This window comes from Streptomyces sp. NPDC104581, assembly GCF_055583685.1.
Genome location: NZ_JBVJNN010000038.1, coordinates 16,278 through 41,694 on the forward strand (window position 1 = coordinate 16,278; position 25,417 = coordinate 41,694).

22 protein-coding genes and 1 pseudogene are annotated in these 25,417 nt (G+C 72.0%); 14 read left to right on the top strand and 9 right to left on the bottom strand.

What is annotated here, in order from left to right; all coding sequences use genetic code 11:
• Positions 1-43: 43 nt before the first annotated feature.
• The 3 genes and pseudogenes from ACZ61E_RS25680 to ACZ61E_RS25690 form a co-directional block, all read right to left on the bottom strand.
• Entirely contained in the window at positions 44-2,545 is a 2,502-nt protein-coding gene (locus ACZ61E_RS25680; RefSeq protein ID WP_469702226.1) for an excinuclease ABC subunit UvrA, read from the bottom strand.
• Between the two features lie 116 nt (positions 2,546-2,661).
• The gene (locus tag ACZ61E_RS25685; protein ID WP_469702227.1) at positions 2,662-3,072 is read right to left on the bottom strand and encodes an ACT domain-containing protein; all 411 of its coding nucleotides are present in this window, start codon (positions 3,070-3,072) and stop codon (positions 2,662-2,664) included.
• Positions 3,073-3,157: 85 nt separating this feature from the next.
• Positions 3,158-3,415, bottom strand: a pseudogene (locus ACZ61E_RS25690) (ATP-binding protein); the annotation flags it as partial.
• Positions 3,416-3,634: 219 nt separating this feature from the next.
• Here ACZ61E_RS25690 and ACZ61E_RS25695 point away from each other — a divergent pair.
• From ACZ61E_RS25695 to ACZ61E_RS25745, 11 genes are all read left to right on the top strand, one after another.
• Positions 3,635-4,453, top strand: a complete 819-nt coding sequence (locus tag ACZ61E_RS25695) for a hypothetical protein (protein WP_469702228.1) — start codon at positions 3,635-3,637, stop codon at positions 4,451-4,453.
• A 347-nt stretch (positions 4,454-4,800) separates the two neighbouring features.
• Positions 4,801-5,445 (top strand): GntR family transcriptional regulator, encoded by a 645-nt coding sequence (locus ACZ61E_RS25700; protein ID WP_469702229.1) that lies wholly within the window; start codon positions 4,801-4,803, stop codon positions 5,443-5,445.
• Entirely contained in the window at positions 5,442-6,353 is a 912-nt protein-coding gene (locus ACZ61E_RS25705; RefSeq protein WP_469702230.1) for a dihydrodipicolinate synthase family protein, read from the top strand. Before ACZ61E_RS25700 ends, ACZ61E_RS25705 begins: the two co-directional genes overlap by 4 nt.
• Positions 6,350-8,125 (top strand): L-arabinonate dehydratase, encoded by a 1,776-nt coding sequence (gene araD, locus ACZ61E_RS25710; RefSeq protein ID WP_469702231.1) that lies wholly within the window; start codon positions 6,350-6,352, stop codon positions 8,123-8,125. The genes ACZ61E_RS25705 and araD overlap by 4 nt, the downstream gene beginning before the upstream one ends.
• Positions 8,126-8,173: 48 nt before the next feature.
• Positions 8,174-9,142: a carbohydrate ABC transporter permease gene (locus ACZ61E_RS25715; RefSeq protein WP_469702232.1), complete on the top strand. Its 969-nt coding sequence runs from the start codon at positions 8,174-8,176 to the stop codon at positions 9,140-9,142.
• An 8-nt stretch (positions 9,143-9,150) separates the two neighbouring features.
• Positions 9,151-10,047 (top strand): carbohydrate ABC transporter permease, encoded by an 897-nt coding sequence (locus ACZ61E_RS25720; protein ID WP_469702263.1) that lies wholly within the window; start codon positions 9,151-9,153, stop codon positions 10,045-10,047.
• Positions 10,044-12,041: a DUF6807 family protein gene (locus ACZ61E_RS25725; RefSeq protein WP_469702233.1), complete on the top strand. Its 1,998-nt coding sequence runs from the start codon at positions 10,044-10,046 to the stop codon at positions 12,039-12,041. The genes ACZ61E_RS25720 and ACZ61E_RS25725 overlap by 4 nt, the downstream gene beginning before the upstream one ends.
• A complete protein-coding gene (locus tag ACZ61E_RS25730) occupies positions 12,038-13,645 on the top strand; it encodes a glycoside hydrolase family 43 protein (protein WP_469702234.1) in 1,608 nt (535 codons plus the stop codon). The genes ACZ61E_RS25725 and ACZ61E_RS25730 overlap by 4 nt, the downstream gene beginning before the upstream one ends.
• Positions 13,646-13,765: 120 nt before the next feature.
• Positions 13,766-15,103 (top strand): ABC transporter substrate-binding protein, encoded by a 1,338-nt coding sequence (locus ACZ61E_RS25735; RefSeq protein WP_469702235.1) that lies wholly within the window; start codon positions 13,766-13,768, stop codon positions 15,101-15,103.
• A 410-nt stretch (positions 15,104-15,513) separates the two neighbouring features.
• Positions 15,514-16,434: an endonuclease/exonuclease/phosphatase family protein gene (locus tag ACZ61E_RS25740; protein WP_469702264.1), complete on the top strand. Its 921-nt coding sequence runs from the start codon at positions 15,514-15,516 to the stop codon at positions 16,432-16,434.
• Positions 16,435-16,587: 153 nt separating this feature from the next.
• Positions 16,588-17,058, top strand: a complete 471-nt coding sequence (locus tag ACZ61E_RS25745) for a Rieske (2Fe-2S) protein (protein WP_469702236.1) — start codon at positions 16,588-16,590, stop codon at positions 17,056-17,058.
• A 48-nt stretch (positions 17,059-17,106) separates the two neighbouring features.
• Here the strand turns inward: ACZ61E_RS25745 and ACZ61E_RS25750 are convergent, their stop codons facing one another.
• The gene (locus ACZ61E_RS25750) at positions 17,107-18,024 is read right to left on the bottom strand and encodes a LysR family transcriptional regulator (RefSeq protein ID WP_469702237.1); all 918 of its coding nucleotides are present in this window, start codon (positions 18,022-18,024) and stop codon (positions 17,107-17,109) included.
• Positions 18,025-18,097: 73 nt separating this feature from the next.
• Here ACZ61E_RS25750 and ACZ61E_RS25755 point away from each other — a divergent pair, with 73 nt between their 5' ends.
• Positions 18,098-19,153: a DMT family transporter gene (locus tag ACZ61E_RS25755; protein ID WP_469702238.1), complete on the top strand. Its 1,056-nt coding sequence runs from the start codon at positions 18,098-18,100 to the stop codon at positions 19,151-19,153.
• Here the strand turns inward: ACZ61E_RS25755 and ACZ61E_RS25760 are convergent.
• On the bottom strand, positions 19,144-20,475 hold the full coding sequence (locus ACZ61E_RS25760; RefSeq protein WP_469702239.1) for an aminotransferase class I/II-fold pyridoxal phosphate-dependent enzyme: 1,332 nt from the start codon (positions 20,473-20,475) through the stop codon (positions 19,144-19,146). The two genes, ACZ61E_RS25755 and ACZ61E_RS25760, sit on opposite strands and share 10 nt — an antisense overlap.
• A gap of 36 nt (positions 20,476-20,511) precedes the next feature.
• Between ACZ61E_RS25760 and ACZ61E_RS25765 the strand changes: the two genes are divergently transcribed.
• The gene (locus tag ACZ61E_RS25765) at positions 20,512-21,186 is read left to right on the top strand and encodes a pyridoxamine 5'-phosphate oxidase family protein (RefSeq protein WP_469702240.1); all 675 of its coding nucleotides are present in this window, start codon (positions 20,512-20,514) and stop codon (positions 21,184-21,186) included.
• A 55-nt stretch (positions 21,187-21,241) separates the two neighbouring features.
• Here ACZ61E_RS25765 and ACZ61E_RS25770 read toward each other — a convergent pair whose 3' ends face one another.
• The 3 genes from ACZ61E_RS25770 to ACZ61E_RS25780 all read right to left on the bottom strand — a co-directional run bounded on the left by ACZ61E_RS25770 (position 21,242) and on the right by ACZ61E_RS25780 (position 24,060).
• Positions 21,242-22,240 carry a DMT family transporter gene (locus ACZ61E_RS25770; RefSeq protein ID WP_469702241.1) on the bottom strand — a complete coding sequence of 333 codons (999 nt, stop codon included), beginning with the start codon at positions 22,238-22,240 and terminating at the stop codon, positions 21,242-21,244.
• 162 nt (positions 22,241-22,402) lie between these two features.
• Positions 22,403-23,425 carry an EamA family transporter gene (locus tag ACZ61E_RS25775; protein WP_469702242.1) on the bottom strand — a complete coding sequence of 341 codons (1,023 nt, stop codon included), beginning with the start codon at positions 23,423-23,425 and terminating at the stop codon, positions 22,403-22,405.
• Positions 23,426-23,508: 83 nt separating this feature from the next.
• Positions 23,509-24,060: a peptidase gene (locus ACZ61E_RS25780; RefSeq protein ID WP_469702243.1), complete on the bottom strand. Its 552-nt coding sequence runs from the start codon at positions 24,058-24,060 to the stop codon at positions 23,509-23,511.
• Between the two features lie 234 nt (positions 24,061-24,294).
• Between ACZ61E_RS25780 and ACZ61E_RS25785 the strand changes: the two genes are divergently transcribed.
• A complete protein-coding gene (locus ACZ61E_RS25785; RefSeq protein WP_469702244.1) occupies positions 24,295-24,489 on the top strand; it encodes a hypothetical protein in 195 nt (64 codons plus the stop codon).
• Between the two features lie 106 nt (positions 24,490-24,595).
• Here the strand turns inward: ACZ61E_RS25785 and ACZ61E_RS25790 are convergent, their stop codons facing one another.
• The gene (locus tag ACZ61E_RS25790; protein WP_078078425.1) at positions 24,596-25,201 is read right to left on the bottom strand and encodes a PadR family transcriptional regulator; all 606 of its coding nucleotides are present in this window, start codon (positions 25,199-25,201) and stop codon (positions 24,596-24,598) included.
• Positions 25,202-25,417: the final 216 nt, after the last annotated feature.

A 25,417-nucleotide genomic window follows, 5' to 3' on the forward strand; every position in this document is an offset into this window, starting at 1 on the left:
GACCGCGGCCGGACGCGGGGCGTCAACCACCCGCCCGTACGGGTCAGTTGCCCGACGGCCCGGTGGGTTCCCCCAGCAGCGGCAGGCCCGCCGCGTACCGCCGGAAGAATCCCGCGGTCGGTGTGTCGGCGGCGGCCACCTGTTCCGGGGAACCCGCCGCGACCACCGCCCCGCCGTCCGGGCCCGCGCCCGGACCCAGGTCGATCACCCAGTCCGCGGAGGCGGCGACGGGGATGTCGTGCTCGGCGACGACCACCGTGTTGCCCGAGTCCAGCAGCAGGTCGAAGGCGTCCACCATGCGCTGGATGTCGGAGGGGTGCAGACCGGAGACGGGCTCGTCGAGCACGACCAGTCCGGCCTTGCGGCCGGCCGCGCCCCGCTGGATCGCCGATGCCAGCTTCAGTCGCTGCGCCTCGCCGCCGGAGAGTTCCGTGGCGTTCTGGCCGAGTTGCAGATATCCGAGACCGACCCGGTTCAGCGCCTCCAGCGTCTCCGCCAACTGCTTCTGTTCCGTGAGGCGTTCCACCGCCTCGGCGACGGTCAGATCCAGCACCCCGTCGATGGTCAGCCCCTCGTAGGTGATCTCCAGGGCCTCCGGCGTGTAGCGGCGGCCCTCGCAGACGTCACAGACCACCCACACGTCCGGCAGGAAGTGCATGTTCACCAGCTTGCGGCCGTACCCGGTACACGTCTCGCACCGTCCGCCGTTCGCCGTGTTGAAGGAGAACCAGGACGACTTGATGCCGCGCTTGCGCGCCTCGTCCGTCTCCGCGAACAGCTTGCGGACGATGTCGAACGCCTTGCTGTACGTGGCGGGGTTGGACCGGGGGGTCCGGCCGATCGGCTCCTGGTCGACCACGGCGACCCAGCTGAAGCCCTCGCCCCCGGTGACCCGGCGGACGGTGTCGGCCGCCGTTCCGGTCAGGGCCGCCTCCATCCCGGCACCGAGCGCCCCGAGCAGACTGCTCTTGCCGCTGCCGCTGACCCCGGTCAGACAGGTCAGCCGGCCCACGGGGAAGCGGACGAGGTCGGCGGTCACGTTGTGCGCGGACAGACCGTGCAGCTCCACCCACTTCGAGCCGTCCCCGACCGGACGGCGGGTGCGGCGCAGTCGCGGTCCCTTCCCCGCCAGGTAGTGGCCGGTCAGCGAGCTGGGATGGGCGGCGACGTCCGAGGGCGCGCCGGAGACGAGCACCTCGCCGCCGAGCCGCCCGGCGCCCGGCCCCATGTCGATCACCCAGTCGGCGCGGGCGATCAGTTCGGGGTCGTGCTCCACCAGCAGCACGGTGTTCCCGGCGGCACGCAGTTCCAGCGCGATGTCGAGCAGATGCGCCTTGTCCGCCGGGTGGAGGCCGGTGCCCGGCTCGTCCAGGACGAAGATGATGTCGCTGAGTTCGGTGCTGAGCTGTGCCGCGAGCCGGGTGCGCTGGAGTTCGCCGCCGGACAGGGTGGCGGCGCCCCGGGACAGCTGGAGATGGGCCAGGCCGAGCCGGTCGAGCACCCGGAGTCTGCGGGCCAGGTCCTGGAGCAGCGGCTCGCCCACCACGCGCTGTCCGGTGCCGAGTCCCTCGGTGACCCGGTCGCCCCAGGCGCGTACCTCGCGTACGTCGACCTCCAGCAGTTCCGGGTAGGCGAGCCCGCCGAGCCGGACCGACCGGGCGACGTCGTCGTATCCGGTGCCTCCGCAGGTGGCGCAGGGCATCTTGCGCATGTACGGCAGGTAGCGCTCCTTGGCGGTGGGCGTCGCGGCGTTCGCGAAGACCCGTTCCACCTCGGCGAGCGCTCCGCGCAGTGGCTCGCTGGAGGTGTACGTCCAGGACGACGTCTCGTTCTTGTTCGGCATGTCGACGGTGGCCTCGATCTTCTCGTCACCCGTGCCGTGGAGCACGTTGTGACGGAATGCCTCGGGCAGTGACCGCCAGGGCAGGGCGAGATCCACACCGCGCTTCTCCGCCAGGGCGGGAATGAAGGCGTGTTCACCGGAGCGCCACTTGGCGTACCAGGGCGAGGCGCCGTCGAAGAGGGGCAACTCCGGGTGGGTGATGATCAGTTCTTCCCGCGCCTGCCACCGGCCGCCGACACCGTGGCAGTCGGAGCAGCTCCCCTCCGGGGTGTGCCGGTCGAAGTGCGCGGTGGTGAGGTGGCCGTCGCCGGGGCCCGCATCGGCGCCGACACCGGGCAGCCGTGAGTAGAGCAGTCCGAGGTGGCCGTCGATGCCGGTGATGGTGGCCACGGTGGAGCGGGGGTTGCGGTTGAGCCGGCGCTGGTCGACGGCGAGGGTGGCGCCGAGGCCGAGGACCCGGTCCACCTTGGGGCGGTTGCGCTGGGTGATGTACTGCCGGATGAACGGCGACAGCCCCTCCAGATAGCGGAGTTGTGCCTCGCTGTGGATGGTGTCGATGGCTAACGAGGTCTTGCCGCTGCCGCTGACCCCGGTGAAGGCGACCACTTGTCCCTTGGGGATGTTCACGGTGACATCGCGGAGGTTGTTGGTGCGCGCCCCCACCACCCCGATGGTCTCGGCGTTGTGCGCGGAAGCTGTCATGCGTGGAGTCCTCTCCCTGCGTGGGGAGGGGCGTACGCGCTCGGAACCCCGGAGAACGGACCGGCTACCCGTCCCCAGCGCCCCGAACTCCCCTCCCGGAAAAACCACTTATGTTACTACGACAGCGCTGCCGCCGATCTCCGGGAGAGCCCTTCGAGCAGGGCCATCGCGCGGTCCGCCACCTCGTACGGCACGAAGAGGTGGTCGTGGTGGAAACCGGCCACCACGTTGCAGCTGACCCCGGCCCCCGCGAGTTCGTGGGCGACGGCGGCGGTCAGGCCGACCGCGTCCAGCGCGGAGTGCACCCGGAGCACCAGCCAGCCGGCCACGTAGTCGTATCCGAGCCCGGCGGCCTCGGCGTCCTCCTGGCTCAGCACCATCGTCAGGCCCTCACGTTCGGCCACGGTGACGATCGGCGAGACCCCGGGGGGAATGCCGTCGGCCACCGTGGTGAACACGAAGCGCCCCGGATTCAGTTCCGGCCGCATGTCGATCAGAAGTCGTCGCAGGTCAGTCTCGCCAGGCACGGAACACACCCTATGCAGCCGAGCGGCCGGAGCGTGTACCGGACCGCCGGTGGACGCGCCCCGCGCCCGGCGGGCGGCGTCACGGTCAGTGGCGCCGGAGCCGGGATCCGTCCGTGTGCGGGGCCTTCGCGGGCAGTTCCACGGTGACGCGCGGTCCACCGCCGGCGCGCGGGGCGGGAGTGAGAATTCCGCCGTGCGCGTGGGTGACGCTCTTGACGACCGCCAGACCGAGGCCGGCACCGGCGTGGTCGGTGGGTACGCGCTCGCCGCCGTGCCGAAAGGGTTGGGTGAGTGTCGGGACCAGCTGTTGGGTGAGCCGCTCGCCGGTGTTCTCGACGGTGACGCCGTGCTTCTCGGCGCCGCCCCGGAGAGCTACGAGTTCTCCGTCCTCGCCCCGTCCTGACGGAGCGGCGACGGTTCTTTTCAGGGGGATACCGATGATTTTGGGTGGAATACCGGCGTCCGCCCGCATTCCGGTGGGACCGTGACGGTGTTGCCGCCCCGCGACGATCGGCGGGGCAGCGGGACACGGGGCCCGCGACGGCCCCGGGAAGGGGTTTCCGTGCTCAAGATCGGTGACATCACATACGACCGCATGTCGCCCGGCGAGGCGAAGTCGGCCGCCTACAAGGCGATGGGCTCAGCCGTACCGAGGGAGAACACACCACAGCGCATGGTGCTGGGCGCGACGGTCGCCGTCGCGGCCGGCGACGCGGCGCTGTTCGAACTGCCGGACGTCCTGCAGGTGTACGACGGCTTCCTCACTCAGGCGACCGGCTTCGCCACGACGACCGCGGCGGACCGCACCTGGTGCCAGCAGCACTGGGACCGCGGTACCGCCGGCATCCTGGCCTCCGCGCAGCAGCGCCAGGCGACGACTCTCGACGGTCTGCGCGCGCAGGGCGTCGTCGTGATCACTCGGGGCACCAACCCCGTGCAGGCCCGGCAGATCATCGCCCACCGCACGTTCGGGGGGCACCCTCTGGACGCGACCATCACCGGACCGCCCACCGCCGAGGACGCCAACGCGCAGACCGGCCGAGGCATCAAGGACACCGTCGCGGGCCGCATCGAGGAGTGGTCCCTCGGCCAGCAGACCGGGTTCGCCATCGACGGCTTCATGGTGATCGCGGAGGCCGACGTCAGTCTCGTCACGCTGCCGGGCAGCGACGGCGCCACCCGGGCCGGTGAAGCGGGGGTGTGCGGCTTCGCCGCCGCCGGACTCCAGCGAGTGGCGATCCTGTCGGAGGGGCGGGCGTCCGGCAATCCTCCGGAGAAGCGGGAGCTGGAGCGGATCGGTGTGGCGATCGGTCGCGACACCCCCGGCGTGGTGACCCTGCTCAAGGCCGCCGCCCTCCAGCAGCGCGGCGTCGTCCTGTAACCGCGCGCGCGGTCGGGGCGGGGAGCGGCGCCGCCCCGACCGCGTCAGCCCCTTCCGGGGCGCCCGGACCACCGAGTGAGGACCAGCCGCGGCCGGCGGCTCCTCGGCCCACGCCCGGCCCCGGCCCGGCCGGATGCGACCGGAGTGCGGTGACCTTTCCCGCCTCCGCCTTCCCGGCCCTGCCTTCCCGCTCCCGCCACGCTCGGCGCTACCGGAGCAAGCGCTTACCACCTGGTGGAAGAACTTCTGCGCGAAGCATTGACGAAACATCTGAGCGGTCCTACTTTCATCGCGTCGTACTTCGTACGTCATATATGAGACGCGATACGCGAGATGTGAGAGCGCCCATGGCATTCGCTCCGAGTCCGATCCCCTCCCGCACCCAGTTCGTCCTGGAAGCGATCAAACACGGCATCCTGACCGGTGGTCTCAGCCCCGGTCAGGCCCTGGTCGAGACCGAACTGGCCGCGCGGTTCGGGGTGTCGAAAACTCCGGTACGAGAAGCACTCAAGACGCTCGCCGGTACCGGCCTCGTCGTCATGAGCCAGTTCAAGGGCGTCACCGTACGGACCGTCGACGCGGCAATGGCCCACGAGGTCTACGAGGTACGGCTGTTGCTGGAGCCGGAGGCGTTGCGGCGCTCCCTGGCCCGGCACGCCTCGCTGGACGCCGCCCGGGACGCCCTGCTCAGGGCCGACGAGGCGGTGGACCGGGCCGAACGCTCGCTCGCCAACCGGGAGTTCCACCGCGAGCTGTATCTCTCCTGCGGCAACCCGCTGCTGACCCGGATGCTCGACGAGGTCCGCGACCAGGCCGCCCTCGTCTCCACCGTCGCCTGGGCCGCCGATCCGTCCTGGGAACGGGAGGCCGACGAGCACCGGGAGATCCTGCGCCTCGCGCTGGCCGGTGACTCCGCCGGCGCCGCACTCGCCCTGCACGACCACATCGCCTCCTTCGTACGGCGGGCGTTCCCCGAGGGAGACCAGATATGACGAGCCAGGGGCTTCTCGCGGCGCGGGACGCGCTCGCCGATGTCGTGGCGATCCCCGTCACGCCCTTCACCGACGACGACACCATCGACACCGATGCGCACCGCGCACTGCTTCGCCGGCTGATCGACGGCGGCGTGCGCACGCTCACGCCGAACGGCAACACCGGTGAGTACTACGCCCTCAGCCCCGACGAGCGCCGCACCGTCACCGAGCTGACCGTCGAGGAGGCGGCCGGCCGGGCCGTGGTCCTGGTGGGCGTCGGTCTGGAGGTGCCGACCGCCGTGGCCGCCGCGGTGCACGCCCGGGAGTGCGGGGCCTCGATGGTGATGGTCCATCAGCCGGTACACCCCTATGTGTCGCAGGACGGCTGGGTCGACTACCACCGGTCCATCGCCGAGGCGGTGCCGGAGCTGGGAGTCGTCCCGTACATACGTGATCCGCGGCTGCCCGGCGGGAGCCTCGCGGCGCTCGGCGAGCTGTGCCCCAATGTCGTCGGCGCCAAGTACGCCGTACCGGACGCCGCGCGCTTCGCCGCCTTCGCCCGCGACGCGGGGCTGGATCGCTTCGTGTGGGTGGCGGGGCTCGCGGAGCTGTACGCGCCCTCGTACTTCGCATGCGGCGCCACCGGGTTCACGTCCGGGCTCGTCAATGTCGCCCCGGCCGTCTCGCTGGGGATGCTGGAGGCGCTGCGCGCCGGGGACTACGGCACGGCCATGAAGGTGTTCGATCGCATCCGGCCCTTCGAGGAGCTGCGTGCGGCACGGCGGTCCGCGGACAACGTGACCGTCGTGAAGGAAGCGCTGGCCGCGCTGGGGCTGTGCCGCCGTGATGTACGGGCGCCGAGCCGCGTACTGCCCGAGCCGGTACGCGCCGAGGTCGCCGGCCTGATCGCGGGATGGCCGACATGAGCACACCCGGCGCCTCGCGCCCCGACGCCACCGGCCCCGGCGGGCGCCTCGCCCCCGAGGACCTGCGCAGCCACCAGTGGTACGGCAGTGACATCTCCTCGGGCCTGCGCTCCTTCAGCCACCGGGCCCGCACCCGCCAGCTCGGCTATCTCCCCGAGGAGCACCTCGGCAAACCGGTCGTCGCGATCCTCAACACCTGGTCCGACATCAACCCCTGCCATGTGCATCTGCGCGAGCGCGCGCAGGCGGTCAAGCGGGGCGTCTGGCAGGCGGGCGGCTTCCCGCTGGAATTCCCGGTGTCCACGCTCTCCGAGACGTTCCAGAAGCCGACCCCGATGCTCTACCGCAACATGCTGGCGATGGAGACGGAGGAGCTGCTGCGCTCCTACCCGGTCGACGGCGCCGTCCTGATGGGCGGCTGCGACAAGACGACACCGGCGCTGCTGATGGGCGCCGCGTCCGTGGACCTGCCGACCGTCTTCGTCCCTGCCGGACCGATGCTTCCCGGGCACTGGCGCGACGAGGTCCTCGGCTCCGGCACCGACATGTGGAAGTACTGGGACGACCGGCGCGCCGGACTGATCGGTGACTGCGAGCTGACCGAACTGGAGAACGGGCTCGCCCGCTCCCCCGGTCACTGCATGACCATGGGCACGGCGTCGACCCTGACCGCCGCCGCCGAGGTGCTGGGCGTCACGGTCCCCGGCGCGTCCTCCGTCCCCGCCGTCGACTCGGGTCACGAGCGGATGGCCGCGGAGTCCGGACGGCGGATCGTGGAGCTGGTGTGGCGGGACCTCACCCTGTCGAAGATCCTGACGCCCGACGCGTACGAGGACGCGGTCGCGACCGTCCTCGCGCTCGGCGGCTCCACCAACGCCGTCATCCATCTGATCGCGATGGCCGGGCGCTCCGGTGTCCCGCTCACGCTGGCCGACTTCGACCGCGTCGCCCGCACCGTGCCCGTCCTCGCCGACCTCCGCCCCGGCGGCAGGTATCTGATGGAGGACTTCCACTTCGCCGGCGGACTGCCCGGCTTCCTGTCCCGGCTGACCGGTGTGCTGCATCTGGACCGCCCCACCGTCGCGCACGACACCCTGCGCGAACAGCTCGCCGGTGCCCGGGTCCACAACGCCGACGTCATCCGCGAACGCGACAACCCCCTCGCCACCGAGGGCGGCGTCGCCGTGCTGCACGGCAACCTCTGCCCCGACGGAGCCGTCATCAAGCACATCGCCGCCGAGCCCCGTCTGCTGCGCCACACCGGCCCCGCCGTCGTCTTCGACGACTACCGGCAGATGCAGCGCACCATCAACGACCCCGCGCTCGCCCTCACCCCGGACCATGTGCTGGTCCTGCGCAACGCCGGCCCCAAGGGCGGCCCCGGCATGCCCGAGTACGGCATGCTCCCCCTCCCCGACTATCTGCTCAAGCAGGGTGTGCGGGACATGGTCCGGCTCTCCGACGCGCGGATGAGCGGCACCAGTTACGGCGCGTGCGTGCTGCACATCGCACCCGAGTCGTACGTGGGCGGACCCCTCGCCCTCGTCCGCACCGGCGACCTCATCACCCTCGACGTCGACGCCCGCAGTCTCCACCTCCACGTCCCCGACGAGGAGTTGACGCGTCGCCGGGCCGACTGGACACCGCCGCCCGCCCGTTACGAGCGCGGCTACGGCGCGCTCTACCTCGATCAGATCACCCAGGCCGACACCGGCTGCGACTTCGCCTTCCTCGCCCGTCCCGGAGAGGTCCCCGACCCGTACGTGGGATGAGCCGGCCAGGAACGCACACCCCTTTCACCGAAGAACGGAGAACCGGTCATGGCCTCAGCTGTGGCGCAGGACTCATCAGGCGCCCCGCCCGGGGCACCCGGGAAGCCGGGGTCCCGTAAGACCCGCGCCAAGGGCGCGGGCATCTCACCACGCCGCCTGCCGTATCTGCTGATCGCCCCCGCCGTACTGCTGATGGTGGGCTTCATCGCCTATCCGATGCTCAGCGTCTTCTACTACAGCCTCCAGAACTACAACGCCACCAAGCCCTGGCGGAACGGCTTCGCGGGTCTCGACAACTTCAGGCGGATCTTCACCGACGACCCGCTGTTCTGGGACAGCCTCGTCTTCTCCGGCAAATGGGTCTTCACCGAGGTCACGCTCCAACTGGCCCTCGGTCTGATCCTCGCGCTGCTGGTCAACCAGACGTTCGTGGGCCGCGCCGCCGCCCGCGCCATGGTCTTCTCGCCCTGGGCCGTCTCCGGTGTGCTGACGACGACGATCTGGCTGCTGCTCTACAACCCGTCGACGGGAGTGGGTCGTTATCTCGCCGACGCGGGCATCGGCACCTACGGCTCGTCCGTGCTCTCCGACACGGGCACCGTCTTCTGGGCCGCCGTACTGGCCGAACTCTGGCGCGGGGTGCCGTTCTTCGCGATCCTCATCCTCGCCGATCTCCAGTCCATCCCCGGGGATCTGTACGAGGCGGCGTCGGTCGACGGGGCGAACCGGTTCCGGCAGTTCTTCCACATCACCCTCCCCCATCTGCGGGACGCGATCATCCTCTCCACGCTGCTGCGTGCCGTGTGGGAGTTCAACAACGTCGATCTGCTGCTCACCCTCACCGAGGGCGGACCGGCCGGCGTCACCACGACGCTGCCGCTGTACGTGGCGGTCACCGGGTTCGAGGCGCACGACTTCGGCTACGCCACCGCGCTGACGACCGTCGCCTTCGCGATCCTCCTCTTCTGCTCGATCCTCTATCTGCGCCTGAGCAAGTTCGGAGGCGATCACAAGTGACCGCGCTCATGACCGAGAAGGGCACCGCCACCCCGCCCGCGGGCGGCGGCCACCGGCCCCCGCCGGTGCGGCGGAGGCGGCGGCGCGGGCGCTCCTTCGACGAGGTGCCCCGCTGGCAGATCTACCTGCCGCTCGGGCTGTATCTCCTCTTCACCCTGGTGCCGTTCTACTGGATGCTGCTGTTCTCGCTGCGGCCCGCGGGGTCCACCTCACTGGTGCCGTGGCCCATGACCTTCGACCACTTCGAGAAGGTCTGGAACGACCGCAGCTTCTCCGTCTTCTTCCAGAACAGCGCGCTGATCGGGGTGTTCACCCTGATCTGTACGACCACGGTCGCACTGGCCGGCGGTTACGCGCTCGCGCGGTTCGACTTCCGGGTCAAGCAGACCTTCATGCTGGCGCTGCTCTGCTCGCAGTTCATTCCGGGCGCGCTGATGCTGGTGCCGCTGTTCCAGATCTTCAAGAACCTCTCGCTGATCAACTCCCCGCTCAGCGTGGTCATCGCGGAGACCGTCTTCCAGCTGCCGCTCTCCATCATCCTGATCAGCGGCTTCATCAAGAACGTGCCGTACTCGCTGGAGGAGGCGGCCTGGGTCGACGGCTGCTCACGGCTCCAGGCGTTCCGTATCGTCGTACTGCCGATGCTGCGGCCCGGTCTGATCGCCGTCGGCTCCTTCGCCTTCGTGCACAGCTGGAACCATTTCCTCTTCGCCCTGATGTTCCTGATGGACCAGGACAAGCAGACGATCCCGGTGGGCCTCTCCACCCTGATCGGCGCGGACAGCGTCGACTTCGGGGCGCTCGCCGCCGGTGGTGTGATCTCCGCCGTACCGGTCGTCATCGTCTTCGCCTTCATCCAGAAGTGGCTGATCACCGGCTTCAGCGCGGGGGCGGTGAAGGGATGAGCCTGCCCGTCGTGCTCGCCGGCGCCCGTGGACACGGCCGCTCACATCTGCGCAACATCCGCCGGCTCGAACAGAGCGGCCTGGTACGGCTCGTGGGCGTCTGCGAGCTGGACCCGCTGTCCCCCGCCGAGCTGGAGGGTTTCGCGGCGCCCGAGCAGTCCGCCGACCTCGGTGAACTGCTGGAGCGCACCGGCGCGCGGATCGCCGTCGTCTGCACCCCCATCCACACCCACACCGATCTGGCGCTGGCCGCAGCCGCACACGGCGTCCACACCCTGCTGGAGAAGCCGACCACCGCCTCGTACCCGGAGTTCGAGCGGCTGCTCACCGGTCTGGACAAGAGCGGCACGGCCTGCCAGATCGGGTTCCAGTCCCTCGGTTCCCACGCGGTGGGCGCGATCGCGGAGCTGGTCCGGGACGGTGCGATCGGACGGGTCCGCGGAATCGGCGCCGCCGGGGCGTGGGTGCGCGACGAGGCGTACTACCGCCGCGTCCCCTGGGCCGGGCGCCGGTCACTGGACGGGCGCGACGTCGTGGACGGTGTGCTCACCAACCCGCTGGCGCACGCGGTGGCGACGGCTCTGCGCCTCGACGGCAGCGACCGGGCCGAGGACGTCTCCGGGATCGAGCTGGAGCAGTTCCGGGCCAACGACATCGAGGCCGACGACACGAGCTGTCTGCGGCTGCGCACCGCCCGCTCCACCCGGATCACGGTCGCCGTCACCCTCTGCGCGGAGCGGAACACCGAGCCGTACGTCGTGATCCACGGGACCGAGGGGCGCGTCACCTTCTGGTACAAGCAGGACCGGGTGCGTGTCGAACGCGCGGGCCGGGAGCCGGCCGAGTCGGTGTACGGGCGAACGGACCTGCTGGAGAACCTGGTCGCGCATCTGGACGCGGGCGCCGAACTCGCCGTACCGCCACACCGTACCGGCGCGTTCATGCGGATCCTGGAGGCGGTCAGGACCGGCCCGTCACCCGTGCCGCTGCCCGCCGGCGCCTGGTACGGCGCGGCCGGCGAGAGCGGACCGCGGCGGATCGTCAAGGGCGTGGACGCGCTGGTCGCGCGGAGCGCCGAGACCCTCGCCACGTTCGCCGAACTGGGCGCCGGCTGGGCCGGGCGGCCGGCCGCGTCCCCGGACAGGACGGTCCTGCGACTGGCCGGCCGCGCGGTGGCCGACTACACGCACCGGCCGCGGCTGCCAGCGGCGCTGTCCCCGCGCCCGTATCTGCACCCGGTGCGCACCCTCGGCGGTCTGGTCGTCACCGAACTGCGGCCCGCCGACCACGCGCACCATCTCGGGGTCTCGATGGCCGTGCCGGACGTGGCGGGTGTCAACTTCTGGGGCGGGCGCACCTATGTGCGCGACCGGGGCCCGGTGGCGCTCGACAACCACGGCGTCCAGGAGCACACGGACTGGCTCGCGGCGGCGGCCCCCGACGGCTGTGCGCAGGAGCTGTCCTGGACACGGGAGGGGCGCCCACTGCTCTCGGAGCGGCGCACGATCCGGGCGCGTGCGCTGTCCGTCGGCGCCTGGGCCCTGGACTTCGCCTCGACGCTGACCAATGTGTCCGGCGCCGCTCTCTCCTTCGGCAGTCCGGCCGCCAACGGGCGGCCGGGGGCCGGTTACGGCGGTTTCTTCTGGCGGGCCCCGAAGGAGGGGCCGGCGGACCCTCGGCCCGAGGTGTTCACCGCGACCGCGAGCGGCGAGGACGCGGTGCACGGGAGCACCGCCGAGTGGCTGGCGCTGGCCGGTCCGGGGTGGACGCTGGTCTTCGCCGGGGGCGACGAGCGGACCCGGCGGGACCCGTGGTTCGTCCGCACCGGCCAGTACCCGGGCGTGGGCTCGTCACTCGCCTGGGAGCGGCGGCTGCCACTGGCCGCGGGCGCCGGTCTGACGCGCCGGATCGTCACGGTCGTCGCGGACGGCCGGCTCGACCGCCCGGCCGCGGCGGCGCTGGCGGCCCTGGCCCGTGAGGTGGCGCCGTCATGAGCCTGCCGTGGCGCGCCGACCTGGGCGACGGTACGTACCGCAACCCGGTACTGAACGCGGACTGGTCCGACCCCGACGTCATCCGGGTCGGCGGCGACTACTACCTGACCGCCTCCAGCTTCGGCCGGGCGCCGGGACTTCCCCTGCTGCACTCCCGCGACCTGGTCAACTGGTCGCTCGTGGGGCACGCCCTGGACCGGCTCGAACCGGCCGCGGACTTCGCCGTGCCCCGGAACGACGGCGGGGTGTGGGCGCCTTCGCTCCGCCACCACGCGGACCGGTTCTGGATCTTCTGGGGCGACCCGGACCACGGGATATGGCAGATCAGCGCCCCGGACATCACGGGCCCGTGGAGCGAGCCCTTCCTCCTCAAGGCGGGCAAGGGACTGATCGACCCCTGTCCGCTGTGGGACGAGGACACCGGTGAGGCGTATCTGGTGCACGCCTGGGCCAAGTCGCGTTCAGGCGTCAAGAACCGGCTGACGGGGCACCGGATGAGCCCGGACGGGCGGCGGCTCCTCGACGACGGCGGGACCGTCGTGGACGGGGACGCGCTGCCCGGCTGGTTCACGCTGGAGGGGCCGAAGCTGTACCGGCGCGACGGCTGGTACTGGATCCTCGCTCCGGCCGGCGGGGTGTCGACCGGCTGGCAAGGGGCGTTCCGGTCACGGGAGTTCCTCGGCCCGTACGAGGAGCGGACCGTACTGGCCCAGGGGCGTACGGACGTCAACGGGCCGCACCAGGGCGCCTGGGTCCCCGGGCACGTGCCCGGGGAGGACTGGTTCCTGCACTTCCAGGATCGCGGCGCGTACGGACGGGTGGTGCACCTCCAGCCGTTGCGCTGGGACGGCGACGGCTGGCCGGTCGTCGGCGCGGGCGGCGAGCCGGTCCGTGTGCACCGCAAACCGGTCGCGCCACGGGGGCCGGTGCAGGCGCCCGCGACGGACGACGTTTTCCCGGGCGGCCGTTTCGGGCTCCAGTGGCAGTGGGCGGCCAATCCGCCCACCGGGTGGGCGGGGTCGGATCCGGGCTGGACGGTGCCGCACGCGGGCGACGGGCTGCGGCTGACCTGCCGACGCTCGGAGACGGCCCACGACCTGCGCGCGCTGCCGCACGTCCTGGTGCAGCGGATGCCGGCGGAGAGCTTCACCGTCACGGTCCGGATGGCCCTGGAGAGCGAGGAGCCGGGCGCCAGGGCGGGACTCGCGGTGCTCGGCGACGCCTTCTCCTGGATCGGTCTGGAACGCGGCACGGACGGCGGGGTCCGTCTGGTGCACCGCTTCGCCGAGACCGGTGCCACCCATGAGCGGGACGCGGCGCCTCCGGTGGCCGCGCCCGGCGCGCGCGCCGTGCTGCGCGTGGAGGTGAGCGCCGGGGGCCGGTGCCGGTTCTCCGCCGCCGTGCGGCCGGCTGAGGGCTTCCCGGAGAGCTTGCCGGACGCCTTCCACGCCTCGGGCCCGGTCTTCACCGCCACACCCTGGCGCTGGGTCGGCGCGCTCCTGGGCCTGTTCGCCGCGGCGCCCGGCTCCACGCGGATCCCCTCTCCTGCCGAAGAGGGCTTCGCCGGGACGGCCGCCTTCGACGACTTCCGTATCACCGCCTGATCCGCGCATCCCGACGGCGGCCCGGAGACCCCCCCCGGGAAGCACCACCCCGAAACAGCCGGAAACCCCGGAAGAACCCCGGAAAGACCTCAGAAGAGACCTCAGAGAGAAGAGCCGATCATGACAGTCTCGAAAAAGGACAGAGGGCGGACGGCCGCGGCCGTCTCCCTGGCGACGGTGCTCGCCCTCACCGCCACCGCCTGCGGCGACGACGGCAGCGGCGGAAGCGGCAGCGAGGGGTCCGGCAAGGGTGAGATCACCCTGTGGGACAACAACACGGGTGAGCGCCGGGACATCTGGGCGCAGATCATCGAGGACTTCGAGAAGCAGAACAAGGACATCAAGGTCAAGTACGTCGGTCTGCCCATCGACCAGGTGCAGCAGAAGTACGACACGGCGATCGACGGTGGCGGGCTGCCGGACGTCGGCGGTGTCGGCACCGCGTACCTCTCCAATCTGGTGGTGCGGGACGTCCTGGAGCCGGTGGGCGACCGTATCGACGCGGGTCCGCTCAAGGGCAAGCTCGTGCCGTCGATGGTGGAGAGCGTGAAGGCGGCGGGCGGTCGCGGCGACACCATGTACTCGGTGCCCAGCTCCACCAACAACGGCACGCTCTGGTACCGGACGGATCTGTTCGCCAAGGCCGGTCTCGAACCGCCGACCACCTGGTCGGCCTTCTACGACGCCGCCGAGAAGCTCACCGAACCCGGCACGGACAAGTTCGGTTACACGATCCGCGGCGGCGCGGGATCGATCGCCCCGGCGATGGACGCGATGTACGGCCAGTCCGGCATCACGTCCTTCTGGGACGGCGACAGGACGACGGTGAACGACCCGAGGAACGTGGCGGCGCTGGAGAAGTACGTCGCCCTCTACAAGAAGGTGACGCCGTCCGCCGACGTCAACAACGACTTCATCAAGATGGTCGCCCAGTACGACAACGGCACCATCGGGATGCTGACGCACAATCTCGCGTCGTACCAGGACCATGTGAAGTCGCTGGGCGAGGAGAAGTTCAAGGGTCTGCCGTATCCGGCGCGGGAGAACGGCGAACGTGTCCAGGTCTCCAACCCGGTCGACGGACTCGGCCTGTTCAAGAACAGCGAGAACAAGGCTGCGGCCTGGAAGTTCATCGAGTTCGCCGCCTCCCACAAGTCGAACAGCGCGTGGAACGAGTCGGCGGGCTCCATACCGGCGAACATCGACGCGGCGTCCGATCCGTGGATCCGGAAGGCGGAGCCGACCGCCGCGGCGATGAAGGCGCTCAGCGACGGTTCGACGAAGATCGTCAACCTGCCGTACTACCTGCCCGACTGGAACACGATCAGCAAGTCCGGCAACGAGCCGAACTTCCAGAAGGTGCTCCTCGGCGACATGACCGCCAAGGAGTTCGCCGACAAGGTGGCCAAGGAGCTGAACGACGCCCAGGCGGAGTGGAAGGAGCAGACCGAGAAGTGACACCGGGGCCGCGGCCCTCACCGGTCGCGGACCCACCGCCGCACACCTGGACGAGTGATCACTCGGGCCGGCGCCGGCGATCATCGGCGCCGGCCACCGGGTTCTGCGCCGACAGGGGGCAGGCACGGACGTGCCTCGGCTCCCGTGGTCCCGCGCCGGACGGTGACGCGGCGGACACGCGCGCGTGGACGGCAACTGTTCCACCTGCTGGTTCGTCCTGATGGAGAGGGTCGAGCGGATGGGAAGCCATGGTGGAGCGGGCGGGGACGCGCGGAGACGCGCTGTCGACGGCGAGGACGGCGCCGCGCCGGACGGGGCGGTGGGCCGCGCGGCGGACTCCGGGAGAGGACGGGCCGAGGGACACGCGGAGGGACGGCGGCGGCGCCCGGTCGGCGTGGACACGGGGCCGGGTGCTCGCCGGGCTCGCGGTGCTGACGGCCGTGCTGCTGGTGTTCCACCGGTCCGTGCCCAACTCCCTGGGAAATCTCGGCAGTTCACTGGAGGCGTTCCTGCCGTGGCTCGGTCTCGCCGTCGTGCCGCTGCTCGGTCTGGCGCTGCTGCGCCGTTCGGCGCTCGCGCTGGTGGCCCTGCTGCTGCCGGCGGTTGCCTGGACGTATCTCTTCGGCGGGCTGTTCCTGCCGGGCTCGTCGGCCGGTGCGTACGACCTGGTCGTGGCGCAGCACAACGTCAGCGACGAGAACGCCGACCCGGCGGGCACGGCCCGCGCGCTGGCCGGGGCGGGACCCGATCTGATCGCGCTGGAGGAGCTGATGCCCCCGGCGCTGGCGGTCTACGAGAGGACCCTCGCCGCCGACTACCCGCACCACGCGGTGCGGGGCACGGTCGGGCTCTGGTCGAAGTATCCGCTGAGCGGCACCCGGTTGCTGGACATCAGGCCGCGGGGCATCGAGGAGGGCTGGAACCGCGGTCTGCGGACGGTGGTGGCCACCCCGCACGGCGAGGTGGCGGCGTATGTCGCGCATCTGCCGTCGATCCGCTTCCGGGCGAGCGGTCTCGTGTCGTCCTCGCGCGACGAGAGCGCCGGGCTGCTGGGCAGGGCCGTCGCCGCCGAGCCGACGGAGGCGGTGATCCTGCTGGGCGACCTCAACGGGACGGTCGACGACCGGGGGCTGGCCCCGCTCACGTCCCGGATGAACGTGGCGGAACGGGGCTTCGCCCTCAGCTTCCCCACCGCCTTCCCGGTGGCCCGGATCGACCAGGTGATGGCGCGCTCGGCGACCGTCGCGCACCTGAGCACGCTGCCCGCGACCGGCAGCGACCATCTGCCGGTCGTCGCCGGGATCACGGGGCTGGAGCGCCCCGATGGCTGATCGTGATGAGGAAACGGCCTGTTCCCGACGTGGATCTCCCCGAGGAGTCCTTGAAACTTTGAGAAAGTCCTGGGGGGCTTGAACACCGCGATCCGGCGGTGCGTACCCCCTGGGGAACCGGCCGCCGGGGCCGGCCACGGACAGGGAGCAGACATGACGGGAACGCAGGACACCGCACCGACGACCACGGGCCCGACAGTGCCGCGCCGTACGGTCGTGGCGGCGGTGGGCGCGGTCGGCCTGAGCGCGGCGCTCGTCGCCTGCGGTTCGGACGACTCGTCGGACTCCGCCGGCCAGGCTCCGGCGGACGACGGCGCGAACGGCGGCGGCGGACAGGGCGCGGTGCTCGCCAGGACCGCCGACATCCCGGAGGGCGGCGGCAAGGTCTTCGAGGCCGAGGGCGTGGTCGTCACCCAGCCGTCGGCCGGGCAGTTCAAGGCGTTCTCCTCGGAGTGCACCCACTCGGGGTGCGCGGTGGGGAGCATCGCGAACGGCACCATCACCTGTCCCTGTCACGGCAGTCAGTTCGACGCCTCGGACGGCAGCGTGAAGAAGGGGCCGGCCACCAAGCCGCTGGGAGCGGCGTCGATCACCGTGGAGGGCGACGAGATCAAACTCGCCTGATCCGGCGGGCCCGGCCACCGGCCCGGCCCGGCGGTGGGCCCGCCGACGTCACGCCGCGTCCGCCGTCCTCAGCACTCCCGCCGCCTCCTCCAGCGCCTCGACCGCCGCCCGGATCGACGGGCGGCGGTCGGCGTCGGCGCGCCACACCGCGTACACGTGCCGGAACATCTTCTGCCGTACGGGCGCGGCCACCACACCCCCGGGCAGCGGGCCCCGCCCCATGCGGGGCGCCACACAGACTCCCAACCCGGCACCGACCAGCTCCAGTTGGGTGTGCTGCTCACCGGCCATGTGCTCGATCCGCGGCTCGATCCCCTTCGAACGCAGCGTGAACACCAGCCACTCGTGGCAGAACTCGCCGGTCGGCCACGAAATCCACGAGTCGTGGGCGAACTCCTCCAGATCCACCTCACGCCGCTCCGCGAGCGGGTGACCGGCCGGCATCGCCACATCGGCCGCGTCCTCCAGCAGGGAAGCCGCCGCCAGGCCGCCGGGCACCGGCAGCCGTTTGTTGTTCCAGTCCAGTACGACGGCGAGGTCGAGGTCACCGCGCAGGACCTGGCGGATCGCGCCGTCCGGCTCCGACTCCAGCGAGCGGACCCGCAGATCGGGATGCGCCTTGCGCAGTGCGGCGAGCGCGGCGGGGAACAGGCCGCGGGCGGCCGTGGGGAACGCCGACAGCCGTACCTCGCCGACCACCTGGCCGCGCCGGGCCTCGATGTCCGACTGGGCGAGTTCCACCTGGGAGATGATCCGCGCGGCGTGGTCGGCGAGAAGGCGTCCCGCGTCGGTGAGCCGGACGCCACGCCCGTGCTTGGCGAGCAGCTGCTGTCCGACCTCCCGCTCCAGTTTGGCCATCTGCTGCGAGACGGCCGAGGTGGTGACGTGGAGGCCGTCGGCCGCTCCGCTCACGGAGCCGTGCCGGGCGAGCGCGTCGAGGATGCGCAGTCTCTCCAGGTTCAACATGTAAGCGATGCTACGCGGACAGGTCGAGAAATTCTCGCTTGTCCTAAGAGGTGGTGGGCCGCATCGTAGCCGTATGACCACCGCCACCCCGCCCCGCACCGGACGCTCCGCATCCGCCTCCACCACCCCGCCCCGGGCGCCGGCCGGCGGGCCCGGCCCCGCCGCGGCCCGCCGCCGGGCGATCGACTGGCGCGTCCGGTTCGGCGTGCTCTCGCTGATCTGGGGCTTCAGCTTCCTGCTGATCAAGGTCGGCACCCATGGCTACGCGCCGTTCCAGGTGACCTTCGGCAGGCTGTTCTTCGGTACGGCGGTGCTGGCGGTCGCGATAGCGGTACGGCGCGAGCGGCTGCCCCGGTCCCTCCGCACCTGGGGCCACCTCACGGTGGCCGCGTTCATCCTCAACGCCGTGCCGTTCTCGCTCTTCTCGTACGCCGAGCTGACCATCCCGTCGACGCTGGCGGGCATCTGCAACGCGACGTCACCGCTGTGGGGCATGCTGCTGTCGCTGGTCGCGCTCTCCGAGGACCGCCCCACCCGGCGCCGTGTCGGCGGTCTGGGGCTCGGCTTCATCGGCGTCCTGACCGTCCTCGGCGCCTGGCAGGGCTTCTCCGGACTGGACTTCGGCGGTACGGCCATGGCGCTGCTGGCCTCGCTGAGCTACGCCGTCGGCTGGGTCTACGTCCGCCGCACCCTGGCGGGCAGCGGCAGCTCGCACCTCTCCCTCACCGGAGCCCAGTTGTTCATGGCGACGGTGCAACTGGCCGTGGTCACACCGCTGTTCACCGATATGCCGACCTCCTTCCCGGTGGTGCCGCTGCTCGCCGTGATCGCCCTCGGCAGCCTGGGTACGGGGCTGGCCCTGCTGATCCAGTACGGTCTCGTCGCCGAAGTGGGCCCGACGACCGGGCAGATGGTCACGTACTTCGTCCCCGTCATCGCGACGGCCGCCGGTGTGGCGGTGCTCGGCGAGCCGCTGCACTGGAACACCCCGGTGGGCGCGGTCATCGTGCTCGTCGGCGCCGCGCTCACCCAGAGCAGGGGCGGCGGTTCGGCGGCGCGGAAGTCCTCACCGCCGGCCGGGGCGAAGCCGGAGCCCGCGCCCACGGCCGCCCCGGCCGATCAGCCGTAACTGCGCGCCGGCGCGGCCCCCGCCGCGCCGGCCACCGCGTCCGCCACCGGCTCGATGTCGTCCGGCGTCATGGCCGAGACCGTCAGCCGCACACCGGGGGGCGCCGCCATCCGGAAGCGCGCACCGGGCGCCACCGCCCAGCCGGCGTGCAGCAGCCGCGCCACCGCGCCGGTCTCCTCGGCGACCGGCACCCAGACGTTCATCCCGCTGCGCCCGTGCGCCTCGACCCCGCGCGCGGCCAGGGCCCGTACCAGCGTGTCGCGCCGCTCTCCGTACGCGTGCGCGACGGCGCGGGCGTCGACCGCGCCCGCCGTCCACAGCTCCACGACCGCCTGTTGCAGCAGTCTGCTCACCCAGCCCGGCCCAAGCCTCTGACGGCCCGTCACCCGGTCGACGGTCACGGCGTCCCCGGTCAGCACGGCGAGCCGCAGATCGGGACCGTACGCCTTGGCCGTGGACCGCACGAGCGCCCAGTTGTCCGTGACCCCGGCCAGCGGATGGAGCGGCTCGTCGACGATGCGGTGACCGTGGTCGTCCTCGATGAGCAGTACATGGGCGTGGGCCGCCAGCACCGCACGCAGCTCCCGCGCGCGGTCGGCTCCCACCACCGCGCCCGTCGGATTCTGCGCCCGGTCGGTGACGACGACGGCCCGCGCCCCTGCCCGCAGCGCGCGCTCCAACTCCCCCGGCAGCGGCCCGTCGTCGTCCAGCGCCATCGGCACGGGCCGCAGGCCCAGCGCGGGCACCAGGTCGAGCAGGGCGCCCCAGCCCGGATCCTCGACGGCGACGGCGTCGCCCGGCCGCAGGTGCGCGGCCAGGACCCGTTCGATCGCGTCCAGCGAACCGGAGGTCACGGCGACAGGGCCTTCGGGCACCCCGTCCTCGTCCAGCGCGGCGCGGGCGAGCCGGGCCAGCTCCGGCAGCACGGCGGCGTCCCCGTACCGGCCCGGCCGCTCCGCGTGGCGCCGGGACGCCGCGGCGAGCGCGTCGTGCAGCGGCGGCAGCAGGGCGGGATCGGGATTGCCGTCCGACACCTCCCGTACGCCCTCGGGCGCGTCGACCCGGATCGAGCCGCGCGCCGTACTCGACGGGCGCGCGCGCACCCTGCTGCCTCTGCGGCCCGCCGTCTCGATGACGCCGCGGTCGCGCAGAGTGCGGTAGGCGGCGGCCACCGTGTTCGGGTTGACGCCCAGCTCCAGGGCCAGCTCCCGCAGGGGTGGCAGAAGTTGGCCGGGCGCCAGCTGTCCGGCGCCGATGCCCCGCTCCACGCTCGCGGAGATCTCGGCGGCGCGCCGCCCTTCGATCCGATACTCTCCTAGCACAAAGCACACTATGCACTAGTACATAGGAGAAGCGCAATGCCGGAGCCCACCTCCTCCACCGCCTACCGCCCCACCGACCGCACCGTCCCCACCCGCTCCGCCAACCGCGCCTCGTACGACCGCGAGCTGGTGCACGGGATACTGGACGAGACCTTCCTCTGCCATCTCGGATTCGTCCGCGACGGCGCGCCCGTGGTCCTCCCCACCCTCTACGCCAGGGTCGGCGAGCGGCTGTACGTCCACGGTTCGACCGGCTCCCGGCCGCTGCGGATGGCGGGCGACGGCGGCGACCCGGGGCTGGCGGTCTGTCTGACGGTCACCCGCGTCGACGGTCTGGTGCTCGCGAGGTCGGCCTTCCACCACTCGATCAACTACCGCTCCGTCGTGGTCCACGGCACCGCGTACCAGGTGACCGACCTCGACGAGCGGCGCACCGCGCTGGACGCCGTGGTCGACCACGTGGTGCCGGGCCGCTCCCACGACTCACGGCCCGGCAACGCGAAGGAGCTGGCGGCGACCGCCGTACTGCGCCTGGATCTCGACGAGGTCTCCGCCAAGGTCCGCACCGGGGGCCCGAACGACGAGCCGGAGGACCTGTCGCTCCCCCACTGGACCGGTGTGGTGCCCGTCGTCCAGGGATACGGCACACCGGTCCCGGCCGACGACCTGGACCCGGCCGTCGGCCTGCCCGGCTATCTCTGCGCGCTCTGACTCCGGCGCCCGCCACGCGGTGGGACCACCCGCCGCTCAGAGGCGGAGGCCGGCCTCACGCGAGGACGGCCGCCTTGCGCCGGCCGGAGGCGAGGCGCGCCTCCGCCGTGGCGAGACCCACCACGGCGGCGAGCAGCAACACCGTTCCCACCACGGTCGCGGCGGTGAGCTGTTCACCCAGCAGCCCGACCGCGATGACGGCCGCGCTCACCGGCTCCAGCAGCATGATCACGGAGACGGTGGCGGACCGTACGACCGCCGCGCCCGCGAAGTACAGCGCGTACGCGAGCGCCGTCGGCACCGCGGCGACGTACAGCAACAGCCAGAGCACCTGGGCGAGTTCGGCCGTGTGCGGCAGCAGACCCTCACCGGCCGCGAGCGGCAGCACGCAGAGCCCGGCGACGGCGAAGGCCCAGGCGGTGGTGGAGAGGGAGTCGGCCGTGCCACCGTCGCGGCCGAGCCACCGGGTGAGCAGCGTGATGGCCGCGTATCCGGCCGCCGCGAGCACCGCGTAGGCGATACCGGCGGGACGTACCGTCGCCCCGTCACCGCCGAGCACCAGGACGACGAGGCCGGCGAGCGCGCCGACGACGGCGATCAGACCACTGCCGCCGAGCCGTTCGCCCATGGTCAGCCGCGCGCCGAGCGCGATGAGCACGGGTCCGGCGCCGAGGGTGACCACGGTGCCGACGGCGAGTCCGGTCTCCTCGACCGCGGCGAAGTACGCGCTCTGGAAGACCGCGAGGCCCACGCCCGTACCGAGGACGCGGATCAGCCGGCGGCGGCGCGGCTCGGCCGTGGCCCCCGCCGGGCGGACCGCCGCCGCGCGCCTGCGGCGCAGGGCGAGGGCGCCCAGCAGCAGTACGAGCCCGCCGGCGCAGCGCCAGAAGGAGAGGGAGAGCGGACCGATGTCGCTGACGCGGTAGACCAGCGAGGCGGCGGCCCCCGCGGTCCCCCAGGCGACACCGGCGACGACGAGATAGAACAGGCTGCGGCCGACCGGCACGCCGGAAGCGGCGGACGGCGCGGAAGCGGAGGATGCGGAAATCGACACGTGACTTCTCCGTGTTGAAGAACGGGCTGGTGGTCGCTCACTGCGTCTCGCGGGCAGCGACGGACCGCTCGGGGACTGCCCGAGCCCGGTCTTCGTCAGCGGATGGCCGCCCGCGCTCAGGCGGCGGGGGGCGGAAGTACTGTCAGTCGCATGATCGGGAGCCTACGTGGGCGTCCGTCCGGCGGACAACCCGTCCCCCTCGCCGATCACTTCGGGCACTTCGGGCACTTCGCTGAGCAGCTCCGTGTCGCCCACTCCGCCGGCCCGCGCCGTGGGTGTCGAGGTCTGGGCGATGAACGCGCCCGCGAGCACCACGAGACCGCCCAGGATCTGTGGCGCCGACAGGTGCTCGCGCAGCAGGACCCAGGCCAGCACGGTCGCGATGACCGCCTCCAGACAGGCCACGACGCCGGCGACCTGCGGCGAGAGCCTGCGGACGCTGACGACGCCCGTGGCGTACGCGAGCACGGTCGCGATGAGCACGATCCACCCGAGCAGCAGCGGCGCGGCGATGTCCGACCCTCCCAGGTCGGCGCGGCCCGCCAGCAGCGACCACTCCATGCCCCAGGGCCGGGCGACGACGGTGAGGACGAGCGTGCCGATGAGCAGCCCGTACGCGATGACGCCCAGCGGGGCGACCGTGTCGGCCGGTTCCACGGAGTCGCCGCCCTGGTCGGACAGGAGGAAGTAGCCGACCTGGCAGCAGGCCGCGGCGAGCGCGAGCAGCAGGCCGATCACGTCGAAGGAGAGTCCGGCCCACACCTCGACGACGCAGGCGAGTCCGCCGACGGCCAGGACGACACCGACGGCCGCGGCACGGGTGACGGGCCTGCGCCGGACGAAGCGCACCCAGAGCAGGACCAGTGCCGGCGCCAGGTATTCGACGAGGAGGGCGACGCCGACGGGGATACGGGAGAGCGAGGCGAAGTAGAAGGCCTGCACACCCGCCACGGCGAACAGTCCGAAGCCGGCCAGCAGCGCGGGCCTGCGGCGGACGAGGTCGCGGTGGCGCCAGGCGAGGGGCAGCATCACCAGGGCGGCCCCGGCGACGCGGAGCCAGACCACATGGAGCGGGTCGAGCCCCGCTTCGATCAGCGGCTTGGCCGCGACACCTGATCCGCCGAATGCGAAGGCCGACAAGAGAGCGAGTCCCAGGCCGACGCTTCTCCCCTGAGACGCGTGCATGGACACATCATGTCAGCCGGCGTCAGGAGCATCGGCGCTTTCGCACCTGTCGAGACGGATCGTCGCCGCCTGCCCGCGGACCGTCACACTCCGTGAGACGCGTCCGCGATCCGGCCGGTCAGCGCACGCGCGTCCACTCCGGCCCGTTCGAGCACGTCCACCGCACGGCAGGCCCGGTCGGACGCGAGCGCGTCGAGCAGATCGAGACCACCGGCCCTGGGCTCGCCGCGCCGCCGGGCCCGTTCGACGGTGGCCTCCATGACGGTGACGGCCGAGGGCGACCAGCCGGGCACCGCGGGCGTCGCCACGAGGGGGACCGCGCCCGACTCCTCCACCGTCCCCTGCCAGCGCAGCCCGTAACCGATGCTCCGCTGGACGAGATAGCCGAGGACACGGGCGACCTGCGGACCGCCGTCGAACGCGGCGCGCACCTCGGGGTCCGACTCCAGCAGCGAGTGGAGCAGATGGGCGGTGTCCACCTGCCGGTCGCCGTCCCGGTGCGCCCTCCTGCGCGCCCCCGACACGACGGCCGCGAGTTCGGCGGAGAGTCCGGCGTCGATGTCCGCGCGGATCGAGACGGCGGAGACAACGGTCGAATCGGACTGTCCGGGCAACCACGGGGTAGGGCTCTGCACTCTCCCACCTCATCAGCCGGCCGGTGGGGAAACATCCCCGGCGGGGAGCATTCGGGGGTCCCACCGGGGTTGGGCACAGCAGTACCCCCTCTCCTCCTTACGAATGAGATCCGGCGCCTCCCCACCACGGGGGCGCGCGCCGCCTTGCCCCACCCCTCCCGGCGCAACCGTCACGCCGCAGCGTTCGTCCCTCAGTGGTACGACGAAGCCGCGACGACCGCCGGGGGAGCTCCGATGTACTGGATGGTCGCCCTGCTCGCGGCCGACGGGCGCCAGTACGTGTACCGCGTGTACGCGCCGGCCGACGCCCTGCGCGGCGATGTGTTCTGGGCGGCGTTCCACTGCCACGACGAGGGCCCGCACCCCCGGGCGAGCGACCGTTTCGACTCGGCGGAGTTCTGGCGGCTGCTGCCGGCGGCCCGGACGTGACGGACCGCGGACGTCGGCCACGGACACCGGGAGAGCCCCGCGGCCATCACGGGGATCTTCGCGGGGCCCTGGTGAGCCGTACGGGGCCGGAAGGCACCCGTCGGGGTCAGTCCTCGTCGGCGAGGATCAGATAGAGCCTCTTACGGGCGTCGTTGATGACGGCGAGGGCCTTGGTGCGCTGGTCGGCGGAGCCGGTCTTCCAGACCTGCCCGAACGCCTCCATCAGGCCGAAGCCGGCCTGCCGGATCTCGTTCATCGTCTCCCAGTCGACGCCGCGCCCGGCCTCTTCCCACGGGGCGTCGGGCCCCGATTCGGCCTCGGCGCGACCGGCCTCGGTCAGGGTGAAGAGATTCTTGCCGCCCTCGCTGCGGCTGGCGATGAGCCCCTCGTCCTCCAGGAGCTGGAGGGTGGGGTAGACCGAACCGGGGCTGGGGCGCCAGGCGCCCGAGCTGCGCTCGCCGATCTCCTGGATCATCTCGTAGCCGTGCATCGGCCGGTCCTTCAGCAGCGCCAGGATCGACGCGCGCACATCGCCGCGCCGCGCCCTGCCTCTGCCTCCGCCGCGGCCTCTTCCGCCACCCCCGAAGGGGGGTCCGAAGTTCGGCCCGAACGGCCCGAAGGCCCCGCGCCGCCCCTCGAAGTCGCCCCGACCCCGATGGCCGGGCCCGCACTGCCCATGTCCGTGATCCTGCTCGTGTCCATGTGAACGCATCGCTACGCTCCTTCCATCGTTGATCAGTCGCGAGTCTGTCGCGATGCTTCGACGATATATCGGAACAGTTCGTTTGGCAAACACCTTCGATGCCACGGGCGCACAAAGGGGCTTGCCGATGCCGTCGCCACCAAAGGCGACTGCTGAGCCGGCCCGTCCGGCTCGTCGGCCCACGAAAGTGGAGGCAGGGGCTCCCGGGGCCGGCATGACGGCGGC

Excerpts from the sequence above, each read along its gene's own strand:
- ACZ61E_RS25680 (WP_469702226.1), bottom strand. The coding sequence starts at position 2,545 with ATGACAGCTTCCGCGCACAACGCCGAGACCATCGGGGTGGTGGGGGCG.
- ACZ61E_RS25700 (WP_469702229.1), top strand. The coding sequence starts at position 4,801 with ATGGCATTCGCTCCGAGTCCGATCCCCTCCCGCACCCAGTTCGTCCTG.
- ACZ61E_RS25705 (WP_469702230.1), top strand. The coding sequence starts at position 5,442 with ATGACGAGCCAGGGGCTTCTCGCGGCGCGGGACGCGCTCGCCGATGTC.
- araD (WP_469702231.1), top strand. The coding sequence starts at position 6,350 with ATGAGCACACCCGGCGCCTCGCGCCCCGACGCCACCGGCCCCGGCGGG.
- ACZ61E_RS25715 (WP_469702232.1), top strand. The coding sequence starts at position 8,174 with ATGGCCTCAGCTGTGGCGCAGGACTCATCAGGCGCCCCGCCCGGGGCA.
- ACZ61E_RS25720 (WP_469702263.1), top strand. The coding sequence starts at position 9,151 with ATGACCGAGAAGGGCACCGCCACCCCGCCCGCGGGCGGCGGCCACCGG.
- ACZ61E_RS25725 (WP_469702233.1), top strand. The coding sequence starts at position 10,044 with ATGAGCCTGCCCGTCGTGCTCGCCGGCGCCCGTGGACACGGCCGCTCA.
- ACZ61E_RS25730 (WP_469702234.1), top strand. The coding sequence starts at position 12,038 with ATGAGCCTGCCGTGGCGCGCCGACCTGGGCGACGGTACGTACCGCAAC.
- ACZ61E_RS25735 (WP_469702235.1), top strand. The coding sequence starts at position 13,766 with ATGACAGTCTCGAAAAAGGACAGAGGGCGGACGGCCGCGGCCGTCTCC.
- ACZ61E_RS25745 (WP_469702236.1), top strand. The coding sequence starts at position 16,588 with ATGACGGGAACGCAGGACACCGCACCGACGACCACGGGCCCGACAGTG.
- ACZ61E_RS25750 (WP_469702237.1), bottom strand. The coding sequence starts at position 18,024 with ATGTTGAACCTGGAGAGACTGCGCATCCTCGACGCGCTCGCCCGGCAC.
- ACZ61E_RS25755 (WP_469702238.1), top strand. The coding sequence starts at position 18,098 with ATGACCACCGCCACCCCGCCCCGCACCGGACGCTCCGCATCCGCCTCC.
- ACZ61E_RS25765 (WP_469702240.1), top strand. The coding sequence starts at position 20,512 with ATGCCGGAGCCCACCTCCTCCACCGCCTACCGCCCCACCGACCGCACC.
- ACZ61E_RS25775 (WP_469702242.1), bottom strand. The coding sequence starts at position 23,425 with ATGCACGCGTCTCAGGGGAGAAGCGTCGGCCTGGGACTCGCTCTCTTG.
- ACZ61E_RS25785 (WP_469702244.1), top strand. The coding sequence starts at position 24,295 with ATGTACTGGATGGTCGCCCTGCTCGCGGCCGACGGGCGCCAGTACGTG.
- ACZ61E_RS25790 (WP_078078425.1), bottom strand. The coding sequence starts at position 25,201 with ATGCGTTCACATGGACACGAGCAGGATCACGGACATGGGCAGTGCGGG.